The sequence below is a fragment of the Endozoicomonas sp. SCSIO W0465 genome, from assembly GCF_023716865.1.
In the GTDB taxonomy this organism is placed as follows: Bacteria; Pseudomonadota; Gammaproteobacteria; order Pseudomonadales; family Endozoicomonadaceae; genus Endozoicomonas.
Map to the genome: position 1 here is coordinate 1,074,937 of NZ_CP092417.1, position 24,006 is coordinate 1,098,942.

The window sequence follows — 24,006 nt, forward strand, 5'->3', positions numbered from 1 at the left end:
TGTTTTTGCAGAGTCACTAGCACATGGTTTCAATGAGATTGACGGGTTGTTGTTATCAGCACCTCGTTCCCACGCAGAGAGGTTGTCGCAAAACCCTCCGGACACCTCGTTCCCACGCTCCGCGTGGGAATGCATACCGATCCCACCACAGATACCATACTCGCATGGAGCCCCCGAAAACCCTACCAGGCAGTGGCTCTTTCTCATGCTGCCAGATCCGTATGCATTCCCACGCGGAGCATGGGAACGAGGGTTTTGTGACAACCTCCAGAGCATGGGAACGAGAGGGCTGGCTGTATGGGTATTAGCGCTTTTCTGCACTGGTAATCGGTTTACTACTTTCGATTATTCAAAAATCCTTCCAAACCCTCTATGGGCGGTGGTGCAGGTGGTTGATTGTCTGCCCTGAAAGAATCAGCCACAGCACTCCCGGATGATGGGCCTGTTTCAGGAGATGGCGGGCTTGATAAAGTCGGGACATGGTCCTCACCATCCTGCCATTCGTCAGTTCCAGCCACCAGACCAAAATACCCTCCCCCCGCAAGCCTTTGAACTCCCGGTTCATTACCGTTGGATATAGGTACTTTAAAAGCTTTGGGTAGATTGTCGGTAATAAAAACGGATAAAAGTCTCATCTCAAAGGTATAGAAACGATCATCGGGCCTTGAACTGGTGATACCAAGTACCTCTGGAAGACGACTGAATGATTGGCCAGAGAACGTTCCATTCACCATTGCTCTGTCAAAAATTTCCGAGGCTAAAAGCTCCTTATCCTCCCACTTATTCAACTTCTGAGCTACTGAACGCTGGGCTTCACTGTAGAAATCTTGGAAAAGGTAGGAATTAATACCCTCCAGAATTGCCTGTTTTACCGGTTGAGCGATATCCTCGCGTTTCATCCTCTCACGTACTTGATCTTCAGAGGCATTATGCCAGCTTCTTACGTCACGATAGGCAAGCAAAGTACGGAATAAGCCGACACCATCATCATTCTTAATGGGTAACATCGGCAACGGCTGGACAGGATGCAACAGGCTATCATCATTGTCTAAATGGAGACCGCCTTCGGAGCTTCCTGTTATATCACTGGAACTTCCAAAAGAGTGGAATTCCCCCATTGAACTATGAGCATCATCTCTCCATTCAGGCGGGGGCGTGGGTGTGGTAGTTGCGTATTCTGGGCTTAGCGGAGGAAATTCCGGGGGGGCAATAACAGAGTCTGTATCTTCATCATCTTCAGGCTTGTCTTGTAACCGTTGCTCTAACTCTGCCATTAGCTTCGCTTTCGCATCAAACATTTCTTCACTGGGTTTAACCGGGTCGCCATAACGGCCTCCCATAGTGAGCGCCTCGTAAGCCTTCTTAGCCTTTTCAACCTGCTGCTTGTGATCAGTTTCCATAGAGGGAGAACGTCCTGCCCCAACAGTTGAATCTCCGTCTTCAAAAACCACCGGTTCCTTTTCAGGATCATTGGTGATTTCAATGGCAGGACGTGGCTCTGGTGTACTAACGTTCCTTGGTCTACCTGAAGACTGCAGGCTGCTGCCATCAAAATAAAGGCTGATGATTGGGTGTTGTATGGAATCATAGCGGGCCTGAAATCCCTGAATCTCTTCCTCGGATGAGCCGAGTTGAGCCAGCTGAGAAAGAAGAGAGTTAAATTTTTGATTACCATCGGTAATGGTCTGTTCGGTGAGTGCAGAATTGATAACAGCCTGTTTTTCCAATTTCAATGTATTAACTAGCTCAAGAGATCGCTGCATCCATGATTGCAAGTCCGATAAATCCAAATCATCCAGCTCAGGTGGAATTAAACGAATGCGTTGTCCATCGGGTGAGTTGAAAGTGACTTTAACATCACCGGTCCCATCTTTTTTCAGTTGTTTAATGGTTGTCTTGTGCGCTTTTTTAAATGCGGCGATAAGATCGCTATTTGGAAGATCCCATTTGTCACTCATTTCTTCCTTGATTTTTTCCAGTGCAGTTGCCGTTGCATCAATATATTTCATCTCTGCAATGGTTTTGAAACTTTTCTCCAGAGGTTGATCAACTGCCAAAAGCGTATTTAAATTGCGCTTGATTCCTTCAGCTCCCCCCATTCTATTGGGAGAAACCATATTCCCCGTGGCATTTGCTGTCTGAATATTTTCAGGTAGCCCGCTATTTCTGCCAGGTCTGCCATTTTCAGGAATGTGTTTTCCTGCTGGATGAGGAGAAACACTCTGCCTGGTTGATGTTGTACCTGTTTCAGCAGTTTCTCTGGTATCGGTGTGTGCTGGGGGAACGAAAGAATCAACTGAATTTCCTGATGATGGGGATCCTGGATGGGGCATAGATAATCCTTTTCAATAAAAAACGATTTGAATGAAAGTTTATTAGTAAATTAGTGAACATAAGCCAGATCATTACAACAACTATAACATCAACAAAAAAACAACCAAAAACAACTCGTTAGAAAAGCTTATTTTTTGACAAGCCATATTGTAGAAGAGAAGAAAATTAAAAATCTGACGCTTGTTCACCAACCACAACAATTATTTGAAATAAACACTTGGTACTTGATAAAAAAGCAAGAATATTCTTTTTAGAGACAAGCTTATAACCATGCCTGGGCACCTCATTACCGATTATCATATTTCGACCAGGCTGAAGACAATTGACAAGCTTAAACTCACTAACTGTTACTTCAATATCCACTCTTGTCTCGAAAATATTGTCTCGAAAATATTATCTCGAAAATATAGTGATAGGTCCTTTCTCTTTCAATATGACGACGACAGAACATAATTTTCATTGATTTCCTGCGAACTCTGAATTTTTAACCAGACGGTTGTAAGGTTTATATGAACTTTTTCATCATTTTTGAGTCAAAAATCAATAAAAAGAATTTATAAATACAGGACAAGTCCATGCAACCCTTCAATGCAGGAATCTACTCAAGACTTTTTCAACCTTGGCAGCCTGTCACTACTGGAGAGTCACCGGCACAAACGCCAGGCCATCAATCAGATTATATTGAATTGCCCAAGGTTAATCGTTATGAGGAACTGGAAAACCATGCTTTTTTTCCTGAGATAAAATCCCGTTTCCTGAGTGATATTCTGGAAATGAAGCAACGGGTATCCCTCTTTGTTAATCATCAGTACGACAAACCAATAGACGCTTTTCATGGCAAGCTGAAATCGGCTCCTGAACATCTCAAAGGCAGCCTGCTGCCCCTGTATCGTGAGACGCGTTTCCAGATTCATCAGCTAGTCCAGCAACTCAAGGATCAACAAAACGATCCAAACGTTGACAACAAAGATTATATTGCTTCTGTACTTCATGACTGCCTGAACGGTATTGAGTATTGCCCTGCCGGTGTTCATAGCCGCTTCAGTCAAAGTTTTCTGAATCTTGAAGCCTCCCGGGCAGGATTGGGTGGGAAACTCTACAAGATAAGGAGTGAGCTGTTTCATCAATTTATTCAGTCATTCCTGCTTGAGCAGCAACGGGAGGGATTGATTAATACATTGCCCAGCATGGAAATTCACTGGTTTAACAGCTTTCACAATCTTTTCTGTGAGCCTCTGGGGCTTGCTCCCATCGTTGATCCAATGGCACCGACCATTCTGAGTGATGCCCTGACCCGGCGGTTTCTTTCTGCAGCACCACTGTCCGTCAATGCCTGTACCATCCTGCGTAAACTCTCGTCAGAGTGGTCAGGTCAACTGAGCGAAACCCTCGAAAAAATGGGGGTGCAGGCATGGGAAAGCCAAGCGATTGTTCCCGCTGAACTGACCTCAGACAGAACGGGTATTCTTGAAAGCACACTCTTTAAACCGGTCAATCATTTACTGAAAACAACAGAAGAACAGTCGCTTGATCTTTGGGCCATGATCGAGGAAACGAGCAATGGCAACTATCACCTTGGCCGGTATCGGGAGAAGTTACTGGCCTGGACGGCCCACCATTTCGGTGAGTCATCAGCCCGGGTGTTCACCGCTATCCCCGGAGGCGTCGATTCGCTATTACATATCGGGACAATAAATGAGCTTTTCTTCTGGGTATTTCATCATGACCAGCGCTTGCCCGCCGGGCAGGCGTGTTCTTTTGAAGCGGATAATCACACCACGCTGACATTACCTTATTTAACGTTGATTGACTTATCAACCTGGCCTGAGACTACTGCTTATGCCCTGCTCACTCAGGCAATGGAGCAGACGGATGAGGCCGAGCATATTGCCTCGTTTTTCCTGCAAAACGCCATCAGCGAACAGCATGGTAAAGCATCAGCGATGGTGGTTAAGGCACTTTCCAACCAGCTCTGTGATAAGCTGATCAAACATGACGACACCTTTAAAGAAACGTTGTGTCAGCGCGTATGTGATCATTTTGCCTCTGATAACACAACCATTGCTCCGGGCGCACTGGACTGGCTGACCAATACACCACTGCTGAAGCCGGTCTTATTGAGGCTTAAAAAACAAGAAATAGATATTTCGCCGATCGTAAAAAACCTGGCCAGCTGGCAGATCTCTGATTTTTCACACGACGATATAAAAGAATTGCTGACCCCCAACGATTGTCAGCGGCTATTCAACCAGGCATTTAAGCGGAAGCAAGCAGAAATCCTGTCCAATCTGCTGTTAACCGGTCATTGTGACCAATTGTCCCACCTCTTGAACGATGATCAGGAAACCCCTCTGGCTCTTTTTGCTTGCTCCGGTAATTTGCCCGGGTTGGAATACCTGTTGAAATTGGGCAACCCGGAGGTTAACCAAAAAGACAGGTTCGGCTGGACGCCCCTGTTCAGCGCTGCCAGATATGGCCACGCAGCTTGCGTCAGAGCGTTACTGGCCGCTGACAGTATTGACGTCAATGTGAAGACTCCCAAGGGCACTGCGCCCCTGAACAGCGCTGCCAGAAACGGCCATGTAGCGTGCGTCAGGGCGTTACTGACCGCCGAAGGCATCGACGTCAATGGGAGGAATGGCGATGGCTTTACCCCCCTGAACTGCGCTGCCAGTTACGGCCACGTGGAGTGCGTCCGGGCGCTACAGACCGCCGAAGGTATTGACGTTAATGGGAGGAATCGCGATGGCTTGACCTCCCTGAACTGCGCTGCCAGAAACGGCCATGCTGCGTGCGTCAGGGCGTTACTGACCGCCGAAGGTATTGACGTCAATGGGAAGACTCATGATGGCTTATCACCTCTTTACTGCGCTGCCAGGTCCGGCCATGTGGAGTGTGTTCAGGCGTTACTGACCGCCGAAGGCATTGACGTCAATGTGAAAACACTTAAGGGCAATACCCCCCTGACCTGCGCTGCCCGTGAAGGCCGCGTGGAGTGCATCAAGGCGCTGTTGACTGCCTTCGGCATTAACGTCAATGAGAAGGGCAACGGGGGTAATACGCCACTGCATTTCGCTGCCAGATACGGCCAAGTGGAGTGCGTCGAGGCGTTACTTAACGCCAGCGGCATTATCGTCAATGAGAAGAACAAGCAAGGTGACACGCCCCTGAACTTCGCTGCCAGGTACGGCCACACGGAGTGCGTCAAGGCGTTACTGAAAGCCAATGGTATTCTGGTTAACGAGAAGAATAAAAATGGTATTACCCCCCTGAACAACGCTGCCATTTTTGGCCACGCAGGGTGCATCAGGGCGTTACTGACCGCCTGCGACATTCAGGTTAATAAGAAGACTAACGATGGCTTTACGCCCCTGAACTGTGCTGCCAGACACGGACACGCAGAGTGCGTTACGGCGTTATTGACCGCCTACGGCATTCTGGTTAATGAGCAGAATAGAGGTGGCTTTACACCCCTGAACAGCGCTGCCGATGCAGGCCACACAAAATGTGTTGAGGCGTTATTGTCCGCCCGGGGTGTTCAGGTTAATGATAAGAATAGATATGGCTTTACGCCTCTGCACAGTGCTGCTCTTGCAGGCCACGCAGAGTGCGTTAAGGCGTTACTGGGCGCCACGGGCATTATGGTCAATATAACAAGTAATTATAAAAATACACCGCTAATATCATCCATAATTTTCGAGCATACAGAGTGCGCAAGACTGCTAATCAATGATCCACGTACAAATTTGAACCAGGTCAATAAAGATATGGATACAGCTTTGACAAAAGCCAGAAGAAAAAGATTAACCGAGATTATCAACCTTCTGAAAAATGATCCACGCTTGAGCAATTCTATTAATCATCGAATAATACGCTGGCTGAGGCGGTAAGTACCCAAGTGATGATTCTGTAACGGAAGCAATGCCGATTCGCTGGGTAATTGGCAAATGCAAGAAATTATGGGGCAGAAAAAGCGAGCTTCTTTCTGATTGGGAGCTGTCTCTTGATCACAAATAGCTACCTTGTTCTATCATTTCTCACTGATAAAACAGGTCATGCTTCCACTTTCTCCTAAACCATGGTCAGAACTAACTTTTGGATGTGCTGATTTGGGCGATACTCGACGTACAAAACGACTTGTCAAAGTTGCTGCCGAGCTTTCAGCTCATACCGGTAATTCTTTGTCATCTTCATGCGAAGGTTATACCGCACTGGTAACTGGAGCTTACCGGCTGATTGAGAATGAGGCCGTAAAGCCTGAAGCAATAGCTGAGGCAGGCTTTCAGGCAACTGCCAAAATAGCGAGACAGTCTCGCCTACTTCTGGCTCTCGAAGATACAACAACCCTGGGTTATAAACATGCTGTCAGATCCGAGCTTGGTGATCTTGGAGGTCCTGAAGGCTCTAAAACCAGAGGATTCCACGTCCACTCTGTCTTCTTGGTTGATGCGGATACAGAGCGAAGCATTGGGCTTATTGATCAAGAACGATGGGTTAGAGAGGACGTTCAGCGGGGGAAAAAGAACCAACGTCGTCAGCTACCTTACGAGGGAAAGGAAAGCTTTAAGTGGCAAAGAGCCTCTGAAAACACAGAACAAAGGATGGGGGGTAAAATGCCTGACATCATCAGTGTTTGCGACCGGGAGGCGGATATATACGAATATATGCACTACAAACTGGATAACCGACAGCGGTTTGTTGTAAGAGCTACACAAAACAGAATCCTGGTGGATGGCGAACTCTTATTATTTGATTCCTTAGCTCAGACTGAAGTGTTGGGGAAATATACGATAGTGGTTCCTCAAAAAGGAGGTAGAAAGAAGCGAAAGGCAACGCTGCAGGTCAAAAGAAAGAAGATGACAATACAGGCGCCGCAAAGGCCAGGCGGCAGGCCGGAACCGGTAACTATGAATATTGTGTCGGCTGAAGAGATTGGCAATGACTCCGAAGACCGTTTGCACTGGGTACTATTGACAACTGAAGATATTGAAACATTCGAAGACTGTCGCTCTATCATTCGATTTTACGAGCTCCGATGGCGAATAGAAGAGTTCCATAAGGCTTGGAAATCGGGAGCAGGATAGAAAGGCTTCGTCTGCAATCTCCGGATAACATTGAACGACTTGCGGTCATATTAATGTTTGTCGCTGTCAGACTAATGCAAATCCGTGAAGCATTAATGTTACCGAATGACAGGCAGCACAAAGACAGAAAGCTTTGGAGTGAAAAAACACTCGCGAATGAGGTGGTCAGTGATGATGAATGGCAGGTTCTCTGGCTAACCTATGAAAAAAAAGCGTTGCCCGATAAGCCGCCAACAGTCACTTGGCTGCTTCAAACGATTGCTCGGCTTGGTGGTTGGGGTGATTCAAAGCATACAGGGCAGCCCGGCTGGTTAGTGGTATGGGAAGGCTGGGCGAAATTGCAGGATCGGGTAAAAACCTGGCAGATAGCCCGGCAGTTCAGCGCTGGAGAGATGTGATCAAGAGTCAGGATTGGGAGAGGTATACCCAGCGTGTCCTTTGATTGAGAACTATCATGACTCCAGCCATTAACGCGCTGAAAAAAGCCAAAGCCACTCACCAGGTTCACCAATACCATCATGACCCTGACAGCCAGTCCTACGGTGAGGAGGCAGTTGAAAAAATGGGGCAGAACCCTCAGCGGGTCTTTAAAACCCTGATGGTGAAACTGGATGGTAAGCAGCTGGCCGTTGCAGTGTTACCAGTGGCTGCCAAACTGGATTTAAAAGCGATGGCCAGTGTCTGTGGCGCCAAAAAGGCTGCAATGGCAGAGCAGCAGGAAGCAGAACGAAGCACCGGTTATATACTGGGGGGCATCAGTCCATTGGGTCAGAAAAAGCGGTTGCCTACGGTTGTTAACAGCAGTGCTGGGACGTTTGCAACCGTATTTGTCAGTGCAGGGCGCAGAGGGCTTGAAATTGAGCTTGCCCCTGCGGACCTGGTCAGGCTGACGTCTGGGCGTCTGGCAGATATTGCCAGGTGATCAGCCAAAGCATGACTTCAGTATTTTAATTAAATCCTGGTTGATACGAATTCGGGTGATTTCCAATGGCCAACTACCAGTGATATCAAGAAAGCCATTTTCAATGCTTAAAATGCTGAAGTCTGGCACCGCCGACTAAAAGTACAATGATATAAATCACTATCCCCGACAGGACCAGCAGGCCAGTCTGGGATACTCGCTCCCATAGTGACCAGGCCAGCCATTTCTCAATATCCGGGGATAGCCAGACCAGGGTCGCTGCCATGGCCAGGTTGGCAGCCAGCAGTCGGGCAAAATAAAACAACCACCCTTTTGCAGGCTGGTAAATACCTGATTGTTTCAAGCCACGATAAAGCAATGCTGCGTTGAGAAATGCGGAGATCGTAGTCGCCAGCGCCAACCCCGCGTGTTGAAGTGGTAATACCAGTATCAGGTTAAACACCATATTGGCGACCATTGCTTTAATGGCAATTTTTACCGGTGTTTTGGTGTCCTGGCGGGCAAAATAGCCAGGCGCCAACACTTTGATCAACATAAAAGCAATCAAGCCAAGGGAGTAGGCTTTCAAGCTCATGGCTGACATCAACACATCATGGTCAGTCATTTCGCCATAATCAAACAGGGTTGCGATTAATGGCCCTGCCAGAATAAAGAGCGCAACAGCCGCCGGCACGCCGATCAGCAATACCAGACGAATTGCCCAGTCCAGCGTTCTGGAGAAATGTCTGTCATCTGCTTCCGCGTGCCTGGTAGAGAGGCTGGGCAGAATCACCGTAGCAATGGCAATGCCAAACACCCCCAGGGGCAGCTCAGATAAACGGTCGGAGTAATAAAGCCAGGAAACACTGCCGGTCTGCAGGAAAGAGGCCAGTACGGTATCCAGCAACAGATTGATCTGGCTGACAGAAACCCCGAACAGCGCCGGCACCATAAGCTTCATGATTCTTCGGCTGCCTTCATGTTGAGGCCCCCATTTGGGCATGGGCAAAAGGTGAATCTGCAAAAGAAAAGGAATTTGCAGCAGCAGCTGGGAGATGCCTGCAATCGCTACCCCCCAGGCCAGAGCTATGACGGGTTCATCAAAATAAGGCGTCAGCAGAAGCGTCGAGCCAATCAAGCTCAGGTTAAGCAGTACCGGGGTAAATGCCGGTACCGCAAATCGGCCATAAGTATTCAGGATTGAGCCCGCCAGTGCTGTCAGGGAAATCAACAGCAAGTAGGGAAAGGTAATACGCAGCATGTCACCGGCAAGCGCCAGCTTTTCCGGCTCATTAATAAAGCCGGGTGCAAACAACCGGATCAGCAGAGGAGCTGCCAGAATACCCGCGACCGTGACCAGTAGCAACGTTCCTGCCAGCGTTCCGCTGACGCGACTTACCAGTTCACGAACCTCACCGGCACTTCTCTGTGAACGATATTCTGACAGTACCGGTACAAAGGCCTGAGAAAACGCCCCTTCGGCAAACAGACGGCGGAGAAAGTTCGGGATCTTGAACGCCACAAAAAAGGCATCAGCTGACGCTGTCGAGCCAAAGTAGCCAGCAACCACCACATCCCTGGCCAGACCCAATACTCGAGAGAGCATGGTCATTATTCCCACCATCAGACTGGATCTCAGCAATCCGGATTTTTTCGGTTCGGGCTGATTGGATGGTGGATTGGATGGTGGGCTGTTATTGGAATCACTCATGTTGCAATTGAATTAAAAAGCATAAGAATAAACGCCTCATCATATCCAAGGTAATAGCGATTGCCACATTTATTCTGAAAATCGTCGGGTTTACCCATAAAAAGCATTACTCGCGGTCTATCGAAAAACGCTACAGTCCGGCAGATTTAAAGCCCTGCAGACAGTATGTCGTATTGACAAGACAGGTCTAAGTCGGCATAGTTCGGCGGCTAAATAGCCTTGAGCTGGTAAAGCCTTGAGCTAGATCAAAGTGGGATATGGGCTGGTCAATGTCTTACCCGGGGCATTGCCAGTAACTGCGGCAAACAACCTATTCCATGCAGGGTGCCCCAAAGCCGCCCTGAGATAACCCGAACGAATTTGATTTTCCAGGAGCACCAAAATGGCTAACTCTCCTTCTGCCCGCAAGCGCGCCCGTCAGGCTGAAAACCGTCGTCAGCACAACGCCAGCCTGCGTTCCATGGTTCGTACTTCTATCAAGAAGGTGATCAAGGCTATCGACACTAAAGACGTTGAAGCCGCTACAGCTGCCTTCACAGCAGTAGTACCTGTGATCGACCGCATGGCCGACAAGGGCATCATCCACAAGAACAAGGCTGCTCGTCATAAGAGCCGCCTGAATGCTCAGATCAAGGCCCTGGCTACTGCCTGAGGCAAGCGAAGAGCAGAACCAGAAAATGGAGCCTGACGGCTCCATTTTTTTTGTGCTGTCATAAATTCCCTTGCTTCTTTCCCAACTCAGTGACCCATGTCCCCCTGCTGGGTTATACTGCCCGGCTTCATCGTTAAGCCAGCTTCGCCATCATCAGGAGGCTTGGGTAAACATTTTTTCAGCACATTTTTTCAACACATTTTTGCAACGATGGTTGAATTACAGGAAGTAAGGGAGTCTGAGCCTCTCCATGCAGTTGATCCGCGGGTTGCACAACATCAGGCCAGAACATCAGCGATGCGTGGCCACCATCGGCAATTTTGATGGTGTGCATGTGGGCCACAGAACCATTCTTGAGGCGCTGAAACAGCAGGCTTTTGAGCTGGATGCCAGGGTATGTGTCATCACCTTTGAACCCCAGCCCAGAGAGTATTTTCAGGGTGATGCTGCACCACCGAGACTGTCCAGTCTTCGGGAGAAACTGGCGCTACTGGCAGAAAATCATGTCGATCAGGTGCTTTGCCTGCCTTTTAACGACCGACTGCGCAGCCTGAGCGCTGATGATTTCGTCTTGCGTGCCCTGGTCGAAGGACTGGATATTCGCTATCTGATTGTCGGTGATGACTTTCGCTATGGCTGCGACCGCAAAGGCGATTTTACCCATCTGGAACTGATGGGGGAGTGCTATGGCTTCGAAGTGTGTGATACCCAGACAGTATTAATGCAGCAAGGGCGTATCAGCAGTACCCGGATTCGTGATGCACTGGCTGAAAATGAATTTGCCGAGGCGGAACATATGCTGGGTAGACCGTTCACCATGATTGGGCGGGTGGTGAAGGGGCAGCAGTTGGGCAGAACTCTTGGCTTTCCGACCGCGAACATCAGAGTATGTCGTCGGCGTCTGCCCTTGCAAGGGGTGTTTGCTGTTCGTACTCTGGTGAAGGGGCATCGTTTTAATGCGGTTGCCAATCTGGGGGTCAGGCCATCCGTATCGGGCGTCAAGCCGCTGCTTGAAGTACATATGCTCGACTTCAGGGGCGATCTGTATGATCAGACCTTGCGGGTAGAATTTGTGGAAAAAATCAGGGATGAACAGAAGTTTGAATCGCTTGAAGCCTTGCGGGCAGCGATTACCAATGATATTAAAACCGCCCGCAAGCTTCTTTAATGCAGAGATTCCGGTAAACAACTTATGTCTTCTGAAAAGTCCGACTACAAGCATACATTGAATTTGCCGCAGACCGATTTTCCGATGCGCGGCAATTTGGCCCAGCGTGAGCCACAAATGCTCAAGCGCTGGTATGATATGGATCTCTACGAAGCAATTCGCAAGGTCAGCCAGGGACGGGACAAGTTTATTCTGCATGATGGCCCTCCCTATGCCAATGGCGATATCCATATCGGCCATGCCGTTAACAAGATCCTGAAGGATATTATCGTCAAGGCCAAAACATTGAGTGGTTTTGATGCACCTTACGTTCCGGGCTGGGACTGCCATGGCCTGCCGATCGAACACAAAGTAGAAGGGATGCTGGGCAAGGCAGGCGATAAAGTCGATTTCAAAACCTTCCGCAAAAAGTGCCGTGAATACGCCGGCAAACAGGTGGATGGCCAGCGTGAAGACTTCAAGCGCATGGGGGTTTTTGGTGACTGGGACAATCCATACCTGACCATGGATTTCCAGACCGAGGCCGACATCATTCGTGCCCTTGGCAAAATTGCCGCTAACGGCCACCTGGTCAAAGGTTATAAGCCGGTTTACTGGAGTGTTGTTGGCGGGTCAGCCCTGGCTGAAGCGGAAGTCGAGTATCAGGATAAAACCTCCACCCAGATTGACGTGCGTTACGCAGCGATTGATGAAGCCGATCTGTTAAGTGCATTTGCTTTTGAAGATGGCTCTGCAAAAGAACAGGGTGAAGGTGAGGTAGCCGTCGTCATCTGGACGACAACACCATGGACTCTGCCATCCTCCCAGGCGGTCAGCATGGGTAGCGAACTGGATTACGCCCTGGTGCAGTGTCACGTTAATGGCGAACCTGCCCGTCTTGTTCTGGCTGAAGCCCTGGTGGAAAGTGCCATGCAGCGCTATGGCATTGATGGCTTCACGATCATTGGCCGGGCAAAGGGTGCAGCGTTTGAAAACAAGAAAGTTGCCCATCCATTCTATGACCGGGAGCTGCCGCTGATACTGGGTGACCACGTCACCATTGATGCGGGTACCGGTAATGTTCATACGGCACCTGACCATGGTGTTGATGACTTTAATGTGGGGCGTCAATACGGTATCGGGACACTGAATTATCTGGACGACAGTGGTTATTATCGTGCCAACGTCGAGCTGTTTGCCGGTGACCACGTTTACAAGGTTGATCCTAAAGTTGTTGAAGTTCTGGTTGAGAAAGGCCGCCTGCTGGCTCAGGAAAAACTGACCCACAGTTACCCTCACTGCTGGCGTACCAAAACACCCCTGATTTTCCGTGCCACGCCCCAGTGGTTTATCAGCATGACCAAAGAGCACCTGCTGGATACCGCCATGGAGTCCCTGAAAGGTGTCAGATTCACGCCAGAGTGGGGCCGTAACCGGATGGAAGCCATGCTGGGCCAGAGCCCGGACTGGTGTATCTCCCGTCAGCGTACTTGGGGCGTACCAATTGCCCTGTTTATCCATAAAGAGACAGAAGAGCTGCATCCGGATACTCAGGCACTGATTGAAACAGTCGCACTGAAAGTGGAACAGGAAGGGATGGACGCCTGGTTTGATCTGGAACCTGCTGACCTGCTTACTGCGGAAGACGCTGAGCAGTATGTCAAAGTGACCGATACTCTGGATGTCTGGTTTGATTCCGGTGTCACGCACTATTCGGTTATTGAGCGACGGGAAGCGCTGCAATTCCCGGCAGACCTTTACCTGGAAGGTTCTGATCAGCATCGCGGCTGGTTCCAGTCGTCTCTGAAAACCAGTATCGCCATGAATGGCGTGCCTCCTTACAAAGGCCTGCTGACCCATGGCTTTACCGTGGATGCCAATGGCCGGAAGATGTCCAAGTCGCTGGGTAATGTGATTGCCCCCCAGAAGGTTTTCAAATCTCTGGGTGCTGACATCCTGCGTCTGTGGGTTTCTGCAACAGACTACACCTCAGAAATGACCGTTTCTGATGATATCCTCAAGCGCACGGCAGACAGCTATCGCCGTATCCGTAACACTGCACGCTTCCTGCTGTCCAACCTGACCGGCTTCAACCCACAGACCGATGCGGTTGCCTGGGACGATATGCTGTCACTGGATAAGTGGGCTGTGGATCGTACCCTGAGACTGCAAAATGAAGTGGTGGACGCGTACAACAGCTACAACTTCCTATCGGTCTACCAGAAAGTTCATAATTTCTGCTCACTGGATCTGGGTGGTTTTTATCTGGATATCATCAAGGACCGTCAGTACACCACTGCGCAGAGCAGTCTCGCTCGTCGTAGCTGTCAGACCGCGATGTACCATATCATCGAGGCCTTTGCCCGCTGGATGGCGCCAATTACCAGCTTTACCGCAGATGAAATCTGGGCGGTGATTCCCGGCGAGCGCGGGGCTTCTGTTTTCCTGGAAACCTGGTATCAAGGGCTGAACAGTCTGGAAGGTGATGAGCTGGGGCGTGAGTTCTGGAATACCATTCTGGACGTAAAGACTGCGGTTAATAAAGCGCTGGAAGATGCCCGGGTAGCTGGAATCATCGGCGGATCGCTGGAAGCGGAAGTGACGCTGTTTGCCGATGAGGCGTTGACAGAGAAACTGAGCCGTCTGGGTAATGAGTTGCGTTTTGTGTTGATTACCTCAGCGGCTACCGTTGAGCCACTGACTGATGCTGGTGATGCCGCAACTACTGAGCTGGCTGGACTGCAAGTACGGGTTAACAAGTCCGGTTACCAAAAGTGTGAACGCTGCTGGCATCGTCGTGAAGATGTAGGCACCATTGCGGCACATCCGGACCTTTGTGGCCGCTGTGTCGAAAACGTAGCAGGCAGTGGTGAACAGCGGCAATTCGCCTGATATTAGCGGTTGGTATAAAAATACCCGGTCAGTACCGGGTATTTTTTTGGACAGTAATCTATTTTATTACGTGTTATTAAATACTTGGGTGTTGCAACTGGTTACATCCTGATGGACTTCGGTAATTCGCACTATCCCTTCACTATTCAAGACACTTAGTATTGACAAGACTCACTGAATGATATGGATTTTTAGCAGGAACCGGCCATGCAGAGTAATACTTCAGGAAAGCTTCACTGGCTCTGGCTCAGTGCCATCGTGTTCGGCCTTGACCAACTGGTAAAATGGTGGGTTATTCAGGAGTTTTCCCTTTACCAGCAATTACCGGTATTGCCCTTCTTTTCCCTTACCCTTGCCTACAATACCGGGGCGGCATTCAGCTTTCTGGGCGATGCGTCCGGTTGGCAGCGTTGGTTTCTCAGTGGTGTGGCCATTATTGTCAGCATCATGCTGGTCGGGTGGATGAAACAGCTGCGTTCCGGTGAAAACTGGCAGGCGTGCTCTTTGTCATTGATACTCGGCGGTGCGTTGGGCAATTTGATAGACCGTTTGTTGCACGGCCAAGTCACCGACTTTCTGTTGTTTTACTATAAAAACTGGTATTTTCCTGCGTTCAACCTGGCGGACATGGCCATTACGGTGGGAGCCGCCATGTTGATTCTGGATATGTTCCGGAATAATCCTTCCGCTGAAAGAAGCAGTAACGATAAGTAGAAGAGCAGGAGTGAGTCACGGTGTCAGTAGTCATTGAGAAAGGCAGTAAGGTCACTCTGCACTTTTCCCTGAAGCTGGATGATGGGCGTGTGGTGGACGGTACGCCAGCAGAAAAACCGGCATCTCTGACCGTTGGTGACGGTAATCTCCCGGAAGGTTTTGAAGCAACGCTGTATGGTCTGGCTTCTGGTGACGACCGGGTCTCCCGGATTCCTCCGGAGAAGGCGTTTGGCATGCCCAACCCCAATAATGTGCAGCGTATCCCCAGGGGCACCTTTGCCAGCGGGGTTGAGCTGGAAGAAGGGTTGGTAATGTCCTTTGTTGATGCCGCTAAAAGTGAACTTCCTGGCGTTGTCCGGGCTTTTGATGATGACATGGTTGAAGTTGACTTTAATCATCCTCTGGCAGGTCGACACCTGATCTTTGAGGTACAGATTCTGGATGTACAGCCTCCTGGAAAGAGCCGTGACAGAAAAGACTGGTGATTCCCCTATGAAAATCAAACTGGCCAATCCCCGTGGCTTTTGTGCAGGTGTGGACCGTGCCATTGAGATCGTCAACCGGGCGCTTGATGTTTTTGGTCCCCCTATTTATGTCCGTCATGAGGTGGTCCACAACAAGTTTGTGGTGGAAAACCTGAAAGAGCGCGGGGCAATCTTTGTCGACGAGCTGGATCAGGTGCCTGATGATGTCATCGTTATCTTCAGTGCTCACGGTGTTTCCAAGGCGGTAGAGGATGAGGCGGAACGTCGGGGCCTGAAAGTGTTTGATGCCTCCTGCCCGCTGGTGAAAAAAGTTCATATGGAAGTAGTGCGCTACTCCCGCGATGGTATGGAGTGTGTCCTGATCGGTCATCACGGTCATCCGGAAGTGGAAGGTACTATGGGACAGTACGACTCAAGAAACGGTGGGGCCATGTATCTGGTTGAGAACGAAGACGATGTTCGTGCTCTTGAGGTAGCTGACCCTTCCAGGCTGGCTTACGTTACCCAGACAACACTCTCCATGGATGATACGGCCAGGGTGATTGAAGCCCTGCGGCTCAAATTCCCGGAGATACAGGGACCACGAAAAGACGACATCTGTTATGCCACCCAGAACCGGCAGGATGCGGTAAAGATTCTGGCGGAGCAGTGTGATCTGGTATTAGTGGTCGGTTCGGTTAATAGTTCAAACTCCAATCGCCTGCGTGAACTGGCCGAGCGCACAGGCGCTGAAGCTTATCTGGTGGATAATGCCGAAGATGTTAAACCGGGATGGCTGGTGGATAAAGCATCCATCGGTATCACTGCCGGTGCATCGGCACCGGATATTCTGGTTCAGGGTGTTATCGAGCGGTTAAAAGAGCTTGGGGCAAAATTACCAGAAGAGCTGGATGGTAAAGAAGAAAATATCGTCTTTACCATGCCTAAAGAGCTGCGTTTGAAAACGATTGCTGATTAATTGGTACCTGATTAATTGGTGCCTGATTAATTGGTGCCTGATTAATTGGTGCCTGATTAATTGGTGCTCAGGTGGCGAATCCGCTCCGCATCGTCCCCACGCCTTACCGACAGGGAGCACGGGAGCGGGTTGGCATTACCAGACATTTGCCAGTGTGCCTGTGCCGCCTTTGCTTCCGGTAGACGTCAGGGTTATTGTTGGTGCGCCATTATTACCGTCCCACAGTGTGGAATTGGCGGTTGCGCTTGCCGTCAGGGTGTAGCTGTTGGCCGTCACTGAGCTGATGGTCAGATCAAAGCGTGCGGTTCCCGACTCAGGGCTCTGTTGATGGTAGATGCCAGGTTTGCCTTGATCCATGACATTTCCATCGTCGTCCACTGCAGCTGCAAGATAACTGCCATTCTGTGCTCTGTGTTGTTCCATGTTATTGGCCAGGCCAAGCAGTGAAGCCTGCGCATCCGCAATGATGGCCGCTTCCACATGACGGTTATAGCCGGGGATCGCTATGCTCGCCAAAATACCCACAATGACGACTGTGATCATCAACTCAATCAGGGTAAAGCCTTTGGTTTTGCTCATTGGTAGTTCTCGGTTTATGTTGTGTCTCTTGATCTTCGATGGCGTTGCCAGTCTTCTAACGCACCTGCCGCCAATAGGTAGTCTGTTTATCATCGCCGATTTCCAGAGGATCACACTCTGCTCCTACGCAGACCAGTGCATCTTTACTACCTTCCGGGAACAGGATGCTGGGTGTTGGTGGTATCCCGGTGTTTGCCAGGTGGGAGTAACGGTCTGATTGGTTCGGGTTATCCAAATCCTCTGCCCCGACCGGGTTTCCGGTAAGCAGGTCAACGGCATAAGCTCGCGCCAGGCCAGCAGAAGGGTTACAGTGACTCACGATCTCACTGGAGGGTTGATAGGTATTAAAATAGGGGCTTTTACAGGTTGGCGGATGAAAAGTGAGGGGTTGCAACAGAAATAGCCTTCAGAGGAAGATTGATTTGTAAGGATCAAAACTTCTGAAGGATCAGACATGTCTGCAACCCCATCACTTCGTCCTATGTTCGCATTTCCTGGCTGGGTAATCGAGCGAATTGATATTGACTGGAATATCAAACATGCCTTTGTCCATCTCCGTCGGGATGGCCGTATACAACACGTCAGATGTAGTAAGTGCGAAACACCTATGGGGCAGATGAAGACAAACGATCGAAGCGTTCAGGATCTGCCACTGGGGACTCTTCAGGTAAATCTTCTCTTCACTGCATTTCAAGGGCGTTGCTCTCGTTGCGGTAATATAGAAACAGTCACGCCTCCGGGGCTTGCACCTAAAGCTCAAGCAACAGAGCGACTTAAAAGGCATGTCAGCCATCTATGCCGCTATATGCCATGTGACAAGGTTCCTGAATTCATTGCTATCTCTGGCGGCACCGCTCGTCGCTGGGATAAAGAGATGCTCATGAAGATGCTGCCTGCACCCAAGCGGGATGGTATTCGCGCTCTTCTTATCGATGAAAAATCCATTGGTAAGGGGCATCATTTTTTAACCGTTGCTCTGAATGCTGATACCGGTGAAACGCTGTTCCTTGGTGAAGGAAAAAAGAAAGAAGTTCTGGATCGGTTCCTTTCCAGTCTGACAGAAGAACAAAAAGCAAGCATTGAATGCGTTGGTATTGACCGTGGTGGAAGCTATCAGGCTTCAGTGAGAGAGCATCTGCCAAACGCCGCCGATATTGTATACGACAAGTTTCATATTATTGCCAATTACAACGATGTGATTGACCAAATCAGGCGCAGGGAGTGGCGACAGGCAGAAGAAGAGGACAAGCCGTTTATCAAAGGGCAACGCTTTAACCTGTTCAGAAATCCTGAGAATTTAACACCAAAAGGGCAAAGTAATCTGAAGGAGTTGTTAGCCATGAATGAGGATCTCAATCAGGCATATATCCTGAAAGATATGCTAAAACAGCTATGGACGTACAAATATAAAGCCTGTGCCAGAAAGTGCCTGGACAACTGGATAGCACTTGCCAAAGAAACAGGGATATCCGAGTTAAAGAAGTTCGCCAAGGGGTTAGACAGAGCTAGAGAAGGGTTACTGTCATACTGCCAGCATCGTATAACCAGCGCGAAAATCGAAGCCTTCAATGGGGTTATCAAACGGATCATCTATAAAGCATGCGGTTACAATGACCTTGATTACCTATATTTGAAAATTAGACAGGAGGCTCTGAAATGATCAGCCAACCTGTAAAAGCCCCTTAAAATAAATTACATCCTCGAAGGTCACGGCATCGCTCATGACTTTTTCTTTTGGCTGAAGTCTCAGGTACCAGCCTTGTCTATCCAGGCTACTATCGCTGCCAAAAATACCCTGTGAGCCACCGGCAGTGATGCCAACCTCATTGGTAATGTCTTTCATGGTCGACTCGGTGATGAGCCTATGGGTATCCACTTCACGCAGTATGTCAGTTGATGAATCTACACTGGGGTTTTGATAGTTGGACACGGCAAACAGGTACATTCGGTCCTTTATGGTCCAGTTGACCCGGCCCAGTGGGTCTGGCCGATTTCCACTGCCGATGGCAATGGCCATGTGGGTGGCACCATTCAGGCGGAACAGGGACACATCAGGCTCAACAAAAAAACGACGGGAGTTCATAATCCGTAAGTCCCGGTTGTTTGCCTGCTCGCTGGTCGTGCCAATGTATGCCAGCAGCCCCTCTGATTTGTCCCAGGAGCCATCACCATCGCTATCCGTTGGCCAGACAAGGTTGGTAATATTGTCAACACAGTCTCTGGTGTCTGATGACGTACAGTTATTAATGAACAGTCTCCATACCTGACCGCCGGTATCGGCAAAGAACATCTGATCAGCCAGCTCATCACCGTTGATGTCAATGACTCTCACCGCACCGGGAATGCTGTAGTTCATGTTGGTTAATATAAGATCATGATCCTCATCCTGATTGTTTCCAGCTGACCAAATCCGCTGACCGGTTTTGGCATCTACCATAAACACGGCATTGCCGACACTGTCCGGCTGATATTCAGTGGCTGTATCTTGATTAGGGTCGTAACCGCCGGCAAAAATCAGTACATCCCTGACAGTACCCTTAACATTTATTCTGGTTTTTACCGGTTTGGACCAGGTTTGCCCCAGACTGCCAAACCCCTCACTGTTGCTGTTTATGGTCCAGAGCAGGCTGGGTGCATCGATATCGGTGACATCAAAGGCGTAGTACGCATCGCCACCCCGGCGCATGCCGATATAGGCATAGGCAAACTCACCAGGGTTGAGTTGGTCATTGGACAGAAATGGATCATTGGTATTATCCGGGTTATAGCCGCCGTAAAGCACGCCATTATGGTTTGCATCGTTGACCCACAGGGTGACAGAACCATCCATACCGTAGGGACGGCCTTCTCCAGTCACCCGGCTGGTGTCGTTATTCTGGTAGAGCTTATCCAGGTTGGGCAGTAACTCTCTGGGAATAAAACCAAAACGTTCTTCGCCGGTGGTGGCATCAATGCCATGGAAAAAACCATCATTGGTGCCAAAGAATATGCCGAGTTCCTGGGTGTCCTTACGTATTGTTTCTCCATCTACCCCGAGGGTTTCTGTAAACTCGGGGCAGGGGTATTTTTCGACATGGCATCGATAGGTCACCAGACCCGGAGTGGAATGCAGTGGGTCGCCATACCAAGTATTACCATCTTTGATCCAGTTCAGCAGCTCTGTTTTCTGTTCTTCGGAAGCGACATTCAGATCTTGTGGGCTCAGATTTCTGTCTGTGAGGGCATAGTTTTCCTGGCTGAGATCCTTTGGCTTGCCAGCAGGATTCTGATCCAGATACGTCATCAGATTTCGATCTTCCGGCAATTGGCTACCAGCACCTCCCAGGGTAACGGTCCGACCATCTGCCTGATTACTCCAGTAACTTTTGGCATTATCCTTGAAGAATCCCGTTTCTGAATCAACGGCCAGTTGATCGTTGGCATCGTAAATACCTGTGGTGTTCTCCTGTCCATCAAGACTCGTCATCCGATAACGCTTCAAATTACCGTGCCAGCGATCGGTTTTCGAAGGTTTGAATACCGAGTAATAAAGCTGCGACAAATGTCGTGAGTTATTAAACTGGTTCGCTGAAACGCCGGGGCTGACAAAGGTAGCTTCATCTTCGAGAATACCGGTGATGATGTTCTGGAAGGCATTGGCCAGACTCTGGGCATTGTCGGCGTTATAGAATTTACCACCCCCTTCTTCGGCCAGGTGTTTCATAAACTGAACACCTTGTTTTTTGTCCAAGGCAAAGGCAATGGTGTGGGTGATGACTTTTTGTTGTCCGTTCAGGTTATGTTTCAGGTCGTGGGTGTTAAGCCAGTAGGCCAGCTCTCTGGAACATACCTCAGATTGAACGTTGTTTTTATTGCCATCGAGCTTTTCCGGTTCAACACACGCATCGTTATGCCCTATAAGTTGTGTGATTTTATCCTGTGACCCGGTATCGCCATAGGCCATACCGTCCGTCAGGATGATCGCGTAGTTTGATTGACATTCATTAATGACTGGACTGTCATATTCGTCACTCCAGCCATTCTGGAGATAATTGGCCGCATCATAATAGGTGGAGGTAATTGGCGTTTTCCCACTCAAACTGATGGCATTTACTTTTTCAATCATGAAGTCCCGGGCGGTGTATTCCCCGTCGTCCACAACGCCACCACTGGCTACTTTAATAGACAGGCGAGGGGAGAAGGTGGGGCTACCATCGTAGCTATAGAACTCCGCTTTGCCTTCTTCGTGTTCGAGCATTAACACGAGGCTGTTGCCCGCTTGCCAATCGCTTCGGGTAATGGTCTGGGTGATCAGGTCTGTAATGTCTCTGGAGTAAGTTTGGTCTTTTTTCCAGCTATCTTCTTCCCATGAGTCTTTTGCCTTGATGATGTCCCGCGACGATAGATTTTTGTTCTTTTTGGCGTCGATTTCGGGGGCATTGGCGATTCGTTCAATACCAAGGGTAAACCCGGTTTTATTCTGACTATCGATGGCCGATGTAAGCTCAAGCGTAGCCGATAATACCCTGGCATCCTTATGGATGGGAATATTTGGATAATATAAGCCAATGTTCGAGGAAGTGATATTCTGATTAATGACTCCAAGATAAAGTGTGCCACTTCGATCCTTTACCTTAGAACTTGCAGATTCCTCATAAGCATCGTATGACTGGGATAGAATACGGGTGTTGACCCATTCATTACTACAGCCATTTTGACCATCGGTGTATTCAACCCGCAGTTTGGGTCGAAATGCTGGATGGCTATCGTAGCTGTGTGCAATCCGGTTGCCTGTTGAGTAATCCGTGGGCTGAAAATAGAAAGTGGCCGAATTATTCCCACACCACTCATCTGAGCCAACAACTTTATTCATCAAATCACTGACATCAACGAAATAGCTGTGGTGAGTTGTACCCGTCATTCAGCACCCGTATCAGGAATACATTTCCTGATACGGTCGCCCAAGAATTGAAATAATAGTCAACTGCCTTTCTTGTAATCCAACCACATGCTTTTCATGTCCATCGACCAATAGCACGTTGATACCCTGAAAGCAGAAAAACACCCAACGCGCTGTCGGGTTTTGGCAGGGTTTCCGCTTCATGTCCGGGAAAAACCGACTCTGTCGTTTTAGCTCATGCCTAATTCGATGCTGAATCGCCGCATACACTAACAGACACAGCGTCATCACCATCAGCAAGGCTTCTATTCGTTCCGGTTTCTTTAAAAACAGCGAAGAAACCAGAAACTCCGGGCTCTTCAAAAACCGAAAGCCACGCTCTACTGACTGTTGTGATTTGTAAGTACTTAGCACTTCTGCTGTACTCAGCCGACTGTCGTCCAGATCATTCGTCGCCAGCACAAAGCAACCCAGAGAACACTCTGCATCTTTGCGACAGTCAACGGATACCCAAGGATATCCGCTCACATAATATTCAATACTGTCCGGTTTAGAGCCTTTCTCCGGACGACCTACCTTGGTATAGCAGGGTTTCTCAGTAATGACAGGTTCCGCCTGACAATAAATAGTTTTTGACTGCCATTCATCGAACGCACGCAATGCGTCGGTTTCACACTTGAAGGCTTTTTTGGCCAGTTTACTGGTCAGCGCTTCTGCTTCTTTCTCAGACTTCTTTAGCATTTTTTTCAGCAGTGTTTTTTGTTCGCTCTTTCGAGCCTGCTCGCTGCGGACCAGAATCCAGCGCTGGGAGACACCCGCATGATCTGACAGCATTTCATGACTCTCATAGCCCTCAGCACCCTCCACTGGTGTCATTTCACAAGAAGCGACACTGTCAATCAGTTCTCTGGCTTCTTTGATTTTTGACGGAACCCGGGTGATAAATTGCTGGCCCTGCTGATGAAGTATCTGTACGTTATCTGTTGTATAAAGTGCTGCATCACCAATCAGGTAGCGATTATTCAGGGCTTCCCGGTAGGATTTCAAATGGCTGCTGATGACTTTTTTAAAGTTTTTATTGTCGTTTACGTTGCCACTGGACGCTTTCATAAAAACGGGAATACCGGCCTGATTTTCCGTCATCATCAGCAGTATTGCCTGGTTGAGCTCGGGTCGATGATCCCTGCTGTATCCACGACAGAGTTTGATACAGTGCATATCTTCTTCGTCGACGTCAGATTCGCTGTTATAAACGCCGTCCACATGCAAGCTTGTTGAGTCAAGGTTCAGAGCCTTGCACGGCAGTTTTAAGACATTCACTGCCTTGACAGCCAGCGATAAATAGACCTCACTTACATCCAGTTCAAAAAGCTGATCCAGGGCTCTGCCGAGTACACTGTCGTTAATGTGTTCGGGTTTAATACCGGGCCTGATGAGTTTATCCAGCGGTTTATCAGCATGAAACTCCGGGAACATATGAAGCGTGCGGGCAGTGAACCCAAGGCCGTTAAGCAGCATTGATACTACGGTTTCGCCAAAGGAAATATTCCGGTGTTCAGATTGGTTAGGAACCAGGGAATCCAGATGATTAGAGATACCGAGTTCTTTGCACATACCGGCAACCAAACCCATATGATCGGCTAAGTTACCGTTAATGGTTGAATCAGCTA

General features: G+C 49.1%; 15 protein-coding genes and 1 pseudogene. 10 read left to right on the top strand and 6 right to left on the bottom strand.

Annotated elements, in window-relative coordinates:
* Positions 1-335: 335 nt before the first annotated feature.
* Complete coding sequence (locus MJO57_RS04600; RefSeq protein WP_252023338.1) at positions 336-2,333, bottom strand: hypothetical protein; 1,998 nt, start codon at positions 2,331-2,333, stop codon at positions 336-338.
* 576 nt (positions 2,334-2,909) lie between these two features.
* Between MJO57_RS04600 and MJO57_RS04605 the strand changes: the two genes are divergently transcribed.
* The 3 genes and pseudogenes from MJO57_RS04605 to ybaK all read left to right on the top strand — a co-directional run bounded on the left by MJO57_RS04605 (position 2,910) and on the right by ybaK (position 8,340).
* On the top strand, positions 2,910-6,224 hold the full coding sequence (locus MJO57_RS04605; RefSeq protein WP_252023341.1) for an ankyrin repeat domain-containing protein: 3,315 nt from the start codon (positions 2,910-2,912) through the stop codon (positions 6,222-6,224).
* A gap of 165 nt (positions 6,225-6,389) precedes the next feature.
* Positions 6,390-7,816 (top strand): annotated as a pseudogene (locus MJO57_RS04610) (IS4 family transposase).
* A gap of 56 nt (positions 7,817-7,872) precedes the next feature.
* Positions 7,873-8,340, top strand: a complete 468-nt coding sequence (gene ybaK / locus MJO57_RS04615) for a Cys-tRNA(Pro) deacylase (RefSeq protein ID WP_252023343.1) — start codon at positions 7,873-7,875, stop codon at positions 8,338-8,340.
* Positions 8,341-8,440: 100 nt separating this feature from the next.
* Here the strand turns inward: ybaK and murJ are convergent, their stop codons facing one another.
* Positions 8,441-10,030: a murein biosynthesis integral membrane protein MurJ gene (gene murJ, locus MJO57_RS04620; RefSeq protein WP_252023345.1), complete on the bottom strand. Its 1,590-nt coding sequence runs from the start codon at positions 10,028-10,030 to the stop codon at positions 8,441-8,443.
* 382 nt (positions 10,031-10,412) lie between these two features.
* On the opposite strand from murJ, the gene rpsT reads away from it, so the two are divergent.
* The 6 genes from rpsT to ispH all read left to right on the top strand — a co-directional run bounded on the left by rpsT (position 10,413) and on the right by ispH (position 16,878).
* Positions 10,413-10,682: a 30S ribosomal protein S20 gene (rpsT, locus tag MJO57_RS04625; protein ID WP_252023347.1), complete on the top strand. Its 270-nt coding sequence runs from the start codon at positions 10,413-10,415 to the stop codon at positions 10,680-10,682.
* A 250-nt stretch (positions 10,683-10,932) separates the two neighbouring features.
* Entirely contained in the window at positions 10,933-11,850 is a 918-nt protein-coding gene (ribF, locus tag MJO57_RS04630; RefSeq protein WP_252023349.1) for a bifunctional riboflavin kinase/FAD synthetase, read from the top strand.
* A gap of 24 nt (positions 11,851-11,874) precedes the next feature.
* Positions 11,875-14,721 (top strand): isoleucine--tRNA ligase, encoded by a 2,847-nt coding sequence (gene ileS / locus MJO57_RS04635; RefSeq protein WP_252023351.1) that lies wholly within the window; start codon positions 11,875-11,877, stop codon positions 14,719-14,721.
* Positions 14,722-14,928: 207 nt separating this feature from the next.
* Positions 14,929-15,435 (top strand): signal peptidase II, encoded by a 507-nt coding sequence (gene lspA, locus MJO57_RS04640; protein ID WP_252023353.1) that lies wholly within the window; start codon positions 14,929-14,931, stop codon positions 15,433-15,435.
* A 20-nt stretch (positions 15,436-15,455) separates the two neighbouring features.
* Positions 15,456-15,920: a peptidylprolyl isomerase gene (locus MJO57_RS04645; RefSeq protein WP_252023355.1), complete on the top strand. Its 465-nt coding sequence runs from the start codon at positions 15,456-15,458 to the stop codon at positions 15,918-15,920.
* Between the two features lie 7 nt (positions 15,921-15,927).
* Positions 15,928-16,878 (top strand): 4-hydroxy-3-methylbut-2-enyl diphosphate reductase, encoded by a 951-nt coding sequence (gene ispH, locus MJO57_RS04650; protein WP_252023357.1) that lies wholly within the window; start codon positions 15,928-15,930, stop codon positions 16,876-16,878.
* Between the two features lie 135 nt (positions 16,879-17,013).
* Here ispH and MJO57_RS04655 read toward each other — a convergent pair whose 3' ends face one another.
* Positions 17,014-17,457 (bottom strand): type IV pilin protein, encoded by a 444-nt coding sequence (locus MJO57_RS04655; protein WP_252023359.1) that lies wholly within the window; start codon positions 17,455-17,457, stop codon positions 17,014-17,016.
* Positions 17,458-17,512: 55 nt separating this feature from the next.
* Entirely contained in the window at positions 17,513-17,851 is a 339-nt protein-coding gene (locus MJO57_RS04660; RefSeq protein WP_252023362.1) for a hypothetical protein, read from the bottom strand.
* A gap of 60 nt (positions 17,852-17,911) precedes the next feature.
* Here MJO57_RS04660 and MJO57_RS04665 point away from each other — a divergent pair, with 60 nt between their 5' ends.
* Complete coding sequence (locus tag MJO57_RS04665) at positions 17,912-19,117, top strand: ISL3 family transposase (RefSeq protein WP_252023364.1); 1,206 nt, start codon at positions 17,912-17,914, stop codon at positions 19,115-19,117.
* On the opposite strand, the gene MJO57_RS04670 is transcribed toward MJO57_RS04665, so the two are convergent.
* Positions 19,118-22,357, bottom strand: coding sequence for a hypothetical protein (locus tag MJO57_RS04670; protein ID WP_252023367.1), 3,240 nt, complete (start codon positions 22,355-22,357; stop codon positions 19,118-19,120).
* A gap of 12 nt (positions 22,358-22,369) precedes the next feature.
* A complete protein-coding gene (locus MJO57_RS04675; protein WP_252023369.1) occupies positions 22,370-23,968 on the bottom strand; it encodes an IS1634 family transposase in 1,599 nt (532 codons plus the stop codon).
* Between the last annotated feature and the right edge of the window lie 38 nt (positions 23,969-24,006).

Coding starts and splice junctions, on each gene's coding strand:
- MJO57_RS04600 (WP_252023338.1), bottom strand. CDS start 2,333: ATGCCCCATCCAGGATCCCCATCATCAGGAAATTCAGTTGATTCTTTC.
- MJO57_RS04605 (WP_252023341.1), top strand. CDS start 2,910: ATGCAACCCTTCAATGCAGGAATCTACTCAAGACTTTTTCAACCTTGG.
- ybaK (WP_252023343.1), top strand. CDS start 7,873: ATGACTCCAGCCATTAACGCGCTGAAAAAAGCCAAAGCCACTCACCAG.
- murJ (WP_252023345.1), bottom strand. CDS start 10,030: ATGAGTGATTCCAATAACAGCCCACCATCCAATCCACCATCCAATCAG.
- rpsT (WP_252023347.1), top strand. CDS start 10,413: ATGGCTAACTCTCCTTCTGCCCGCAAGCGCGCCCGTCAGGCTGAAAAC.
- ribF (WP_252023349.1), top strand. CDS start 10,933: ATGCAGTTGATCCGCGGGTTGCACAACATCAGGCCAGAACATCAGCGA.
- ileS (WP_252023351.1), top strand. CDS start 11,875: ATGTCTTCTGAAAAGTCCGACTACAAGCATACATTGAATTTGCCGCAG.
- lspA (WP_252023353.1), top strand. CDS start 14,929: ATGCAGAGTAATACTTCAGGAAAGCTTCACTGGCTCTGGCTCAGTGCC.
- ispH (WP_252023357.1), top strand. CDS start 15,928: ATGAAAATCAAACTGGCCAATCCCCGTGGCTTTTGTGCAGGTGTGGAC.
- MJO57_RS04655 (WP_252023359.1), bottom strand. CDS start 17,457: ATGAGCAAAACCAAAGGCTTTACCCTGATTGAGTTGATGATCACAGTC.
- MJO57_RS04665 (WP_252023364.1), top strand. CDS start 17,912: ATGTCTGCAACCCCATCACTTCGTCCTATGTTCGCATTTCCTGGCTGG.
- MJO57_RS04670 (WP_252023367.1), bottom strand. CDS start 22,357: ATGACGGGTACAACTCACCACAGCTATTTCGTTGATGTCAGTGATTTG.
- MJO57_RS04675 (WP_252023369.1), bottom strand. CDS start 23,968: ATGGGTTTGGTTGCCGGTATGTGCAAAGAACTCGGTATCTCTAATCAT.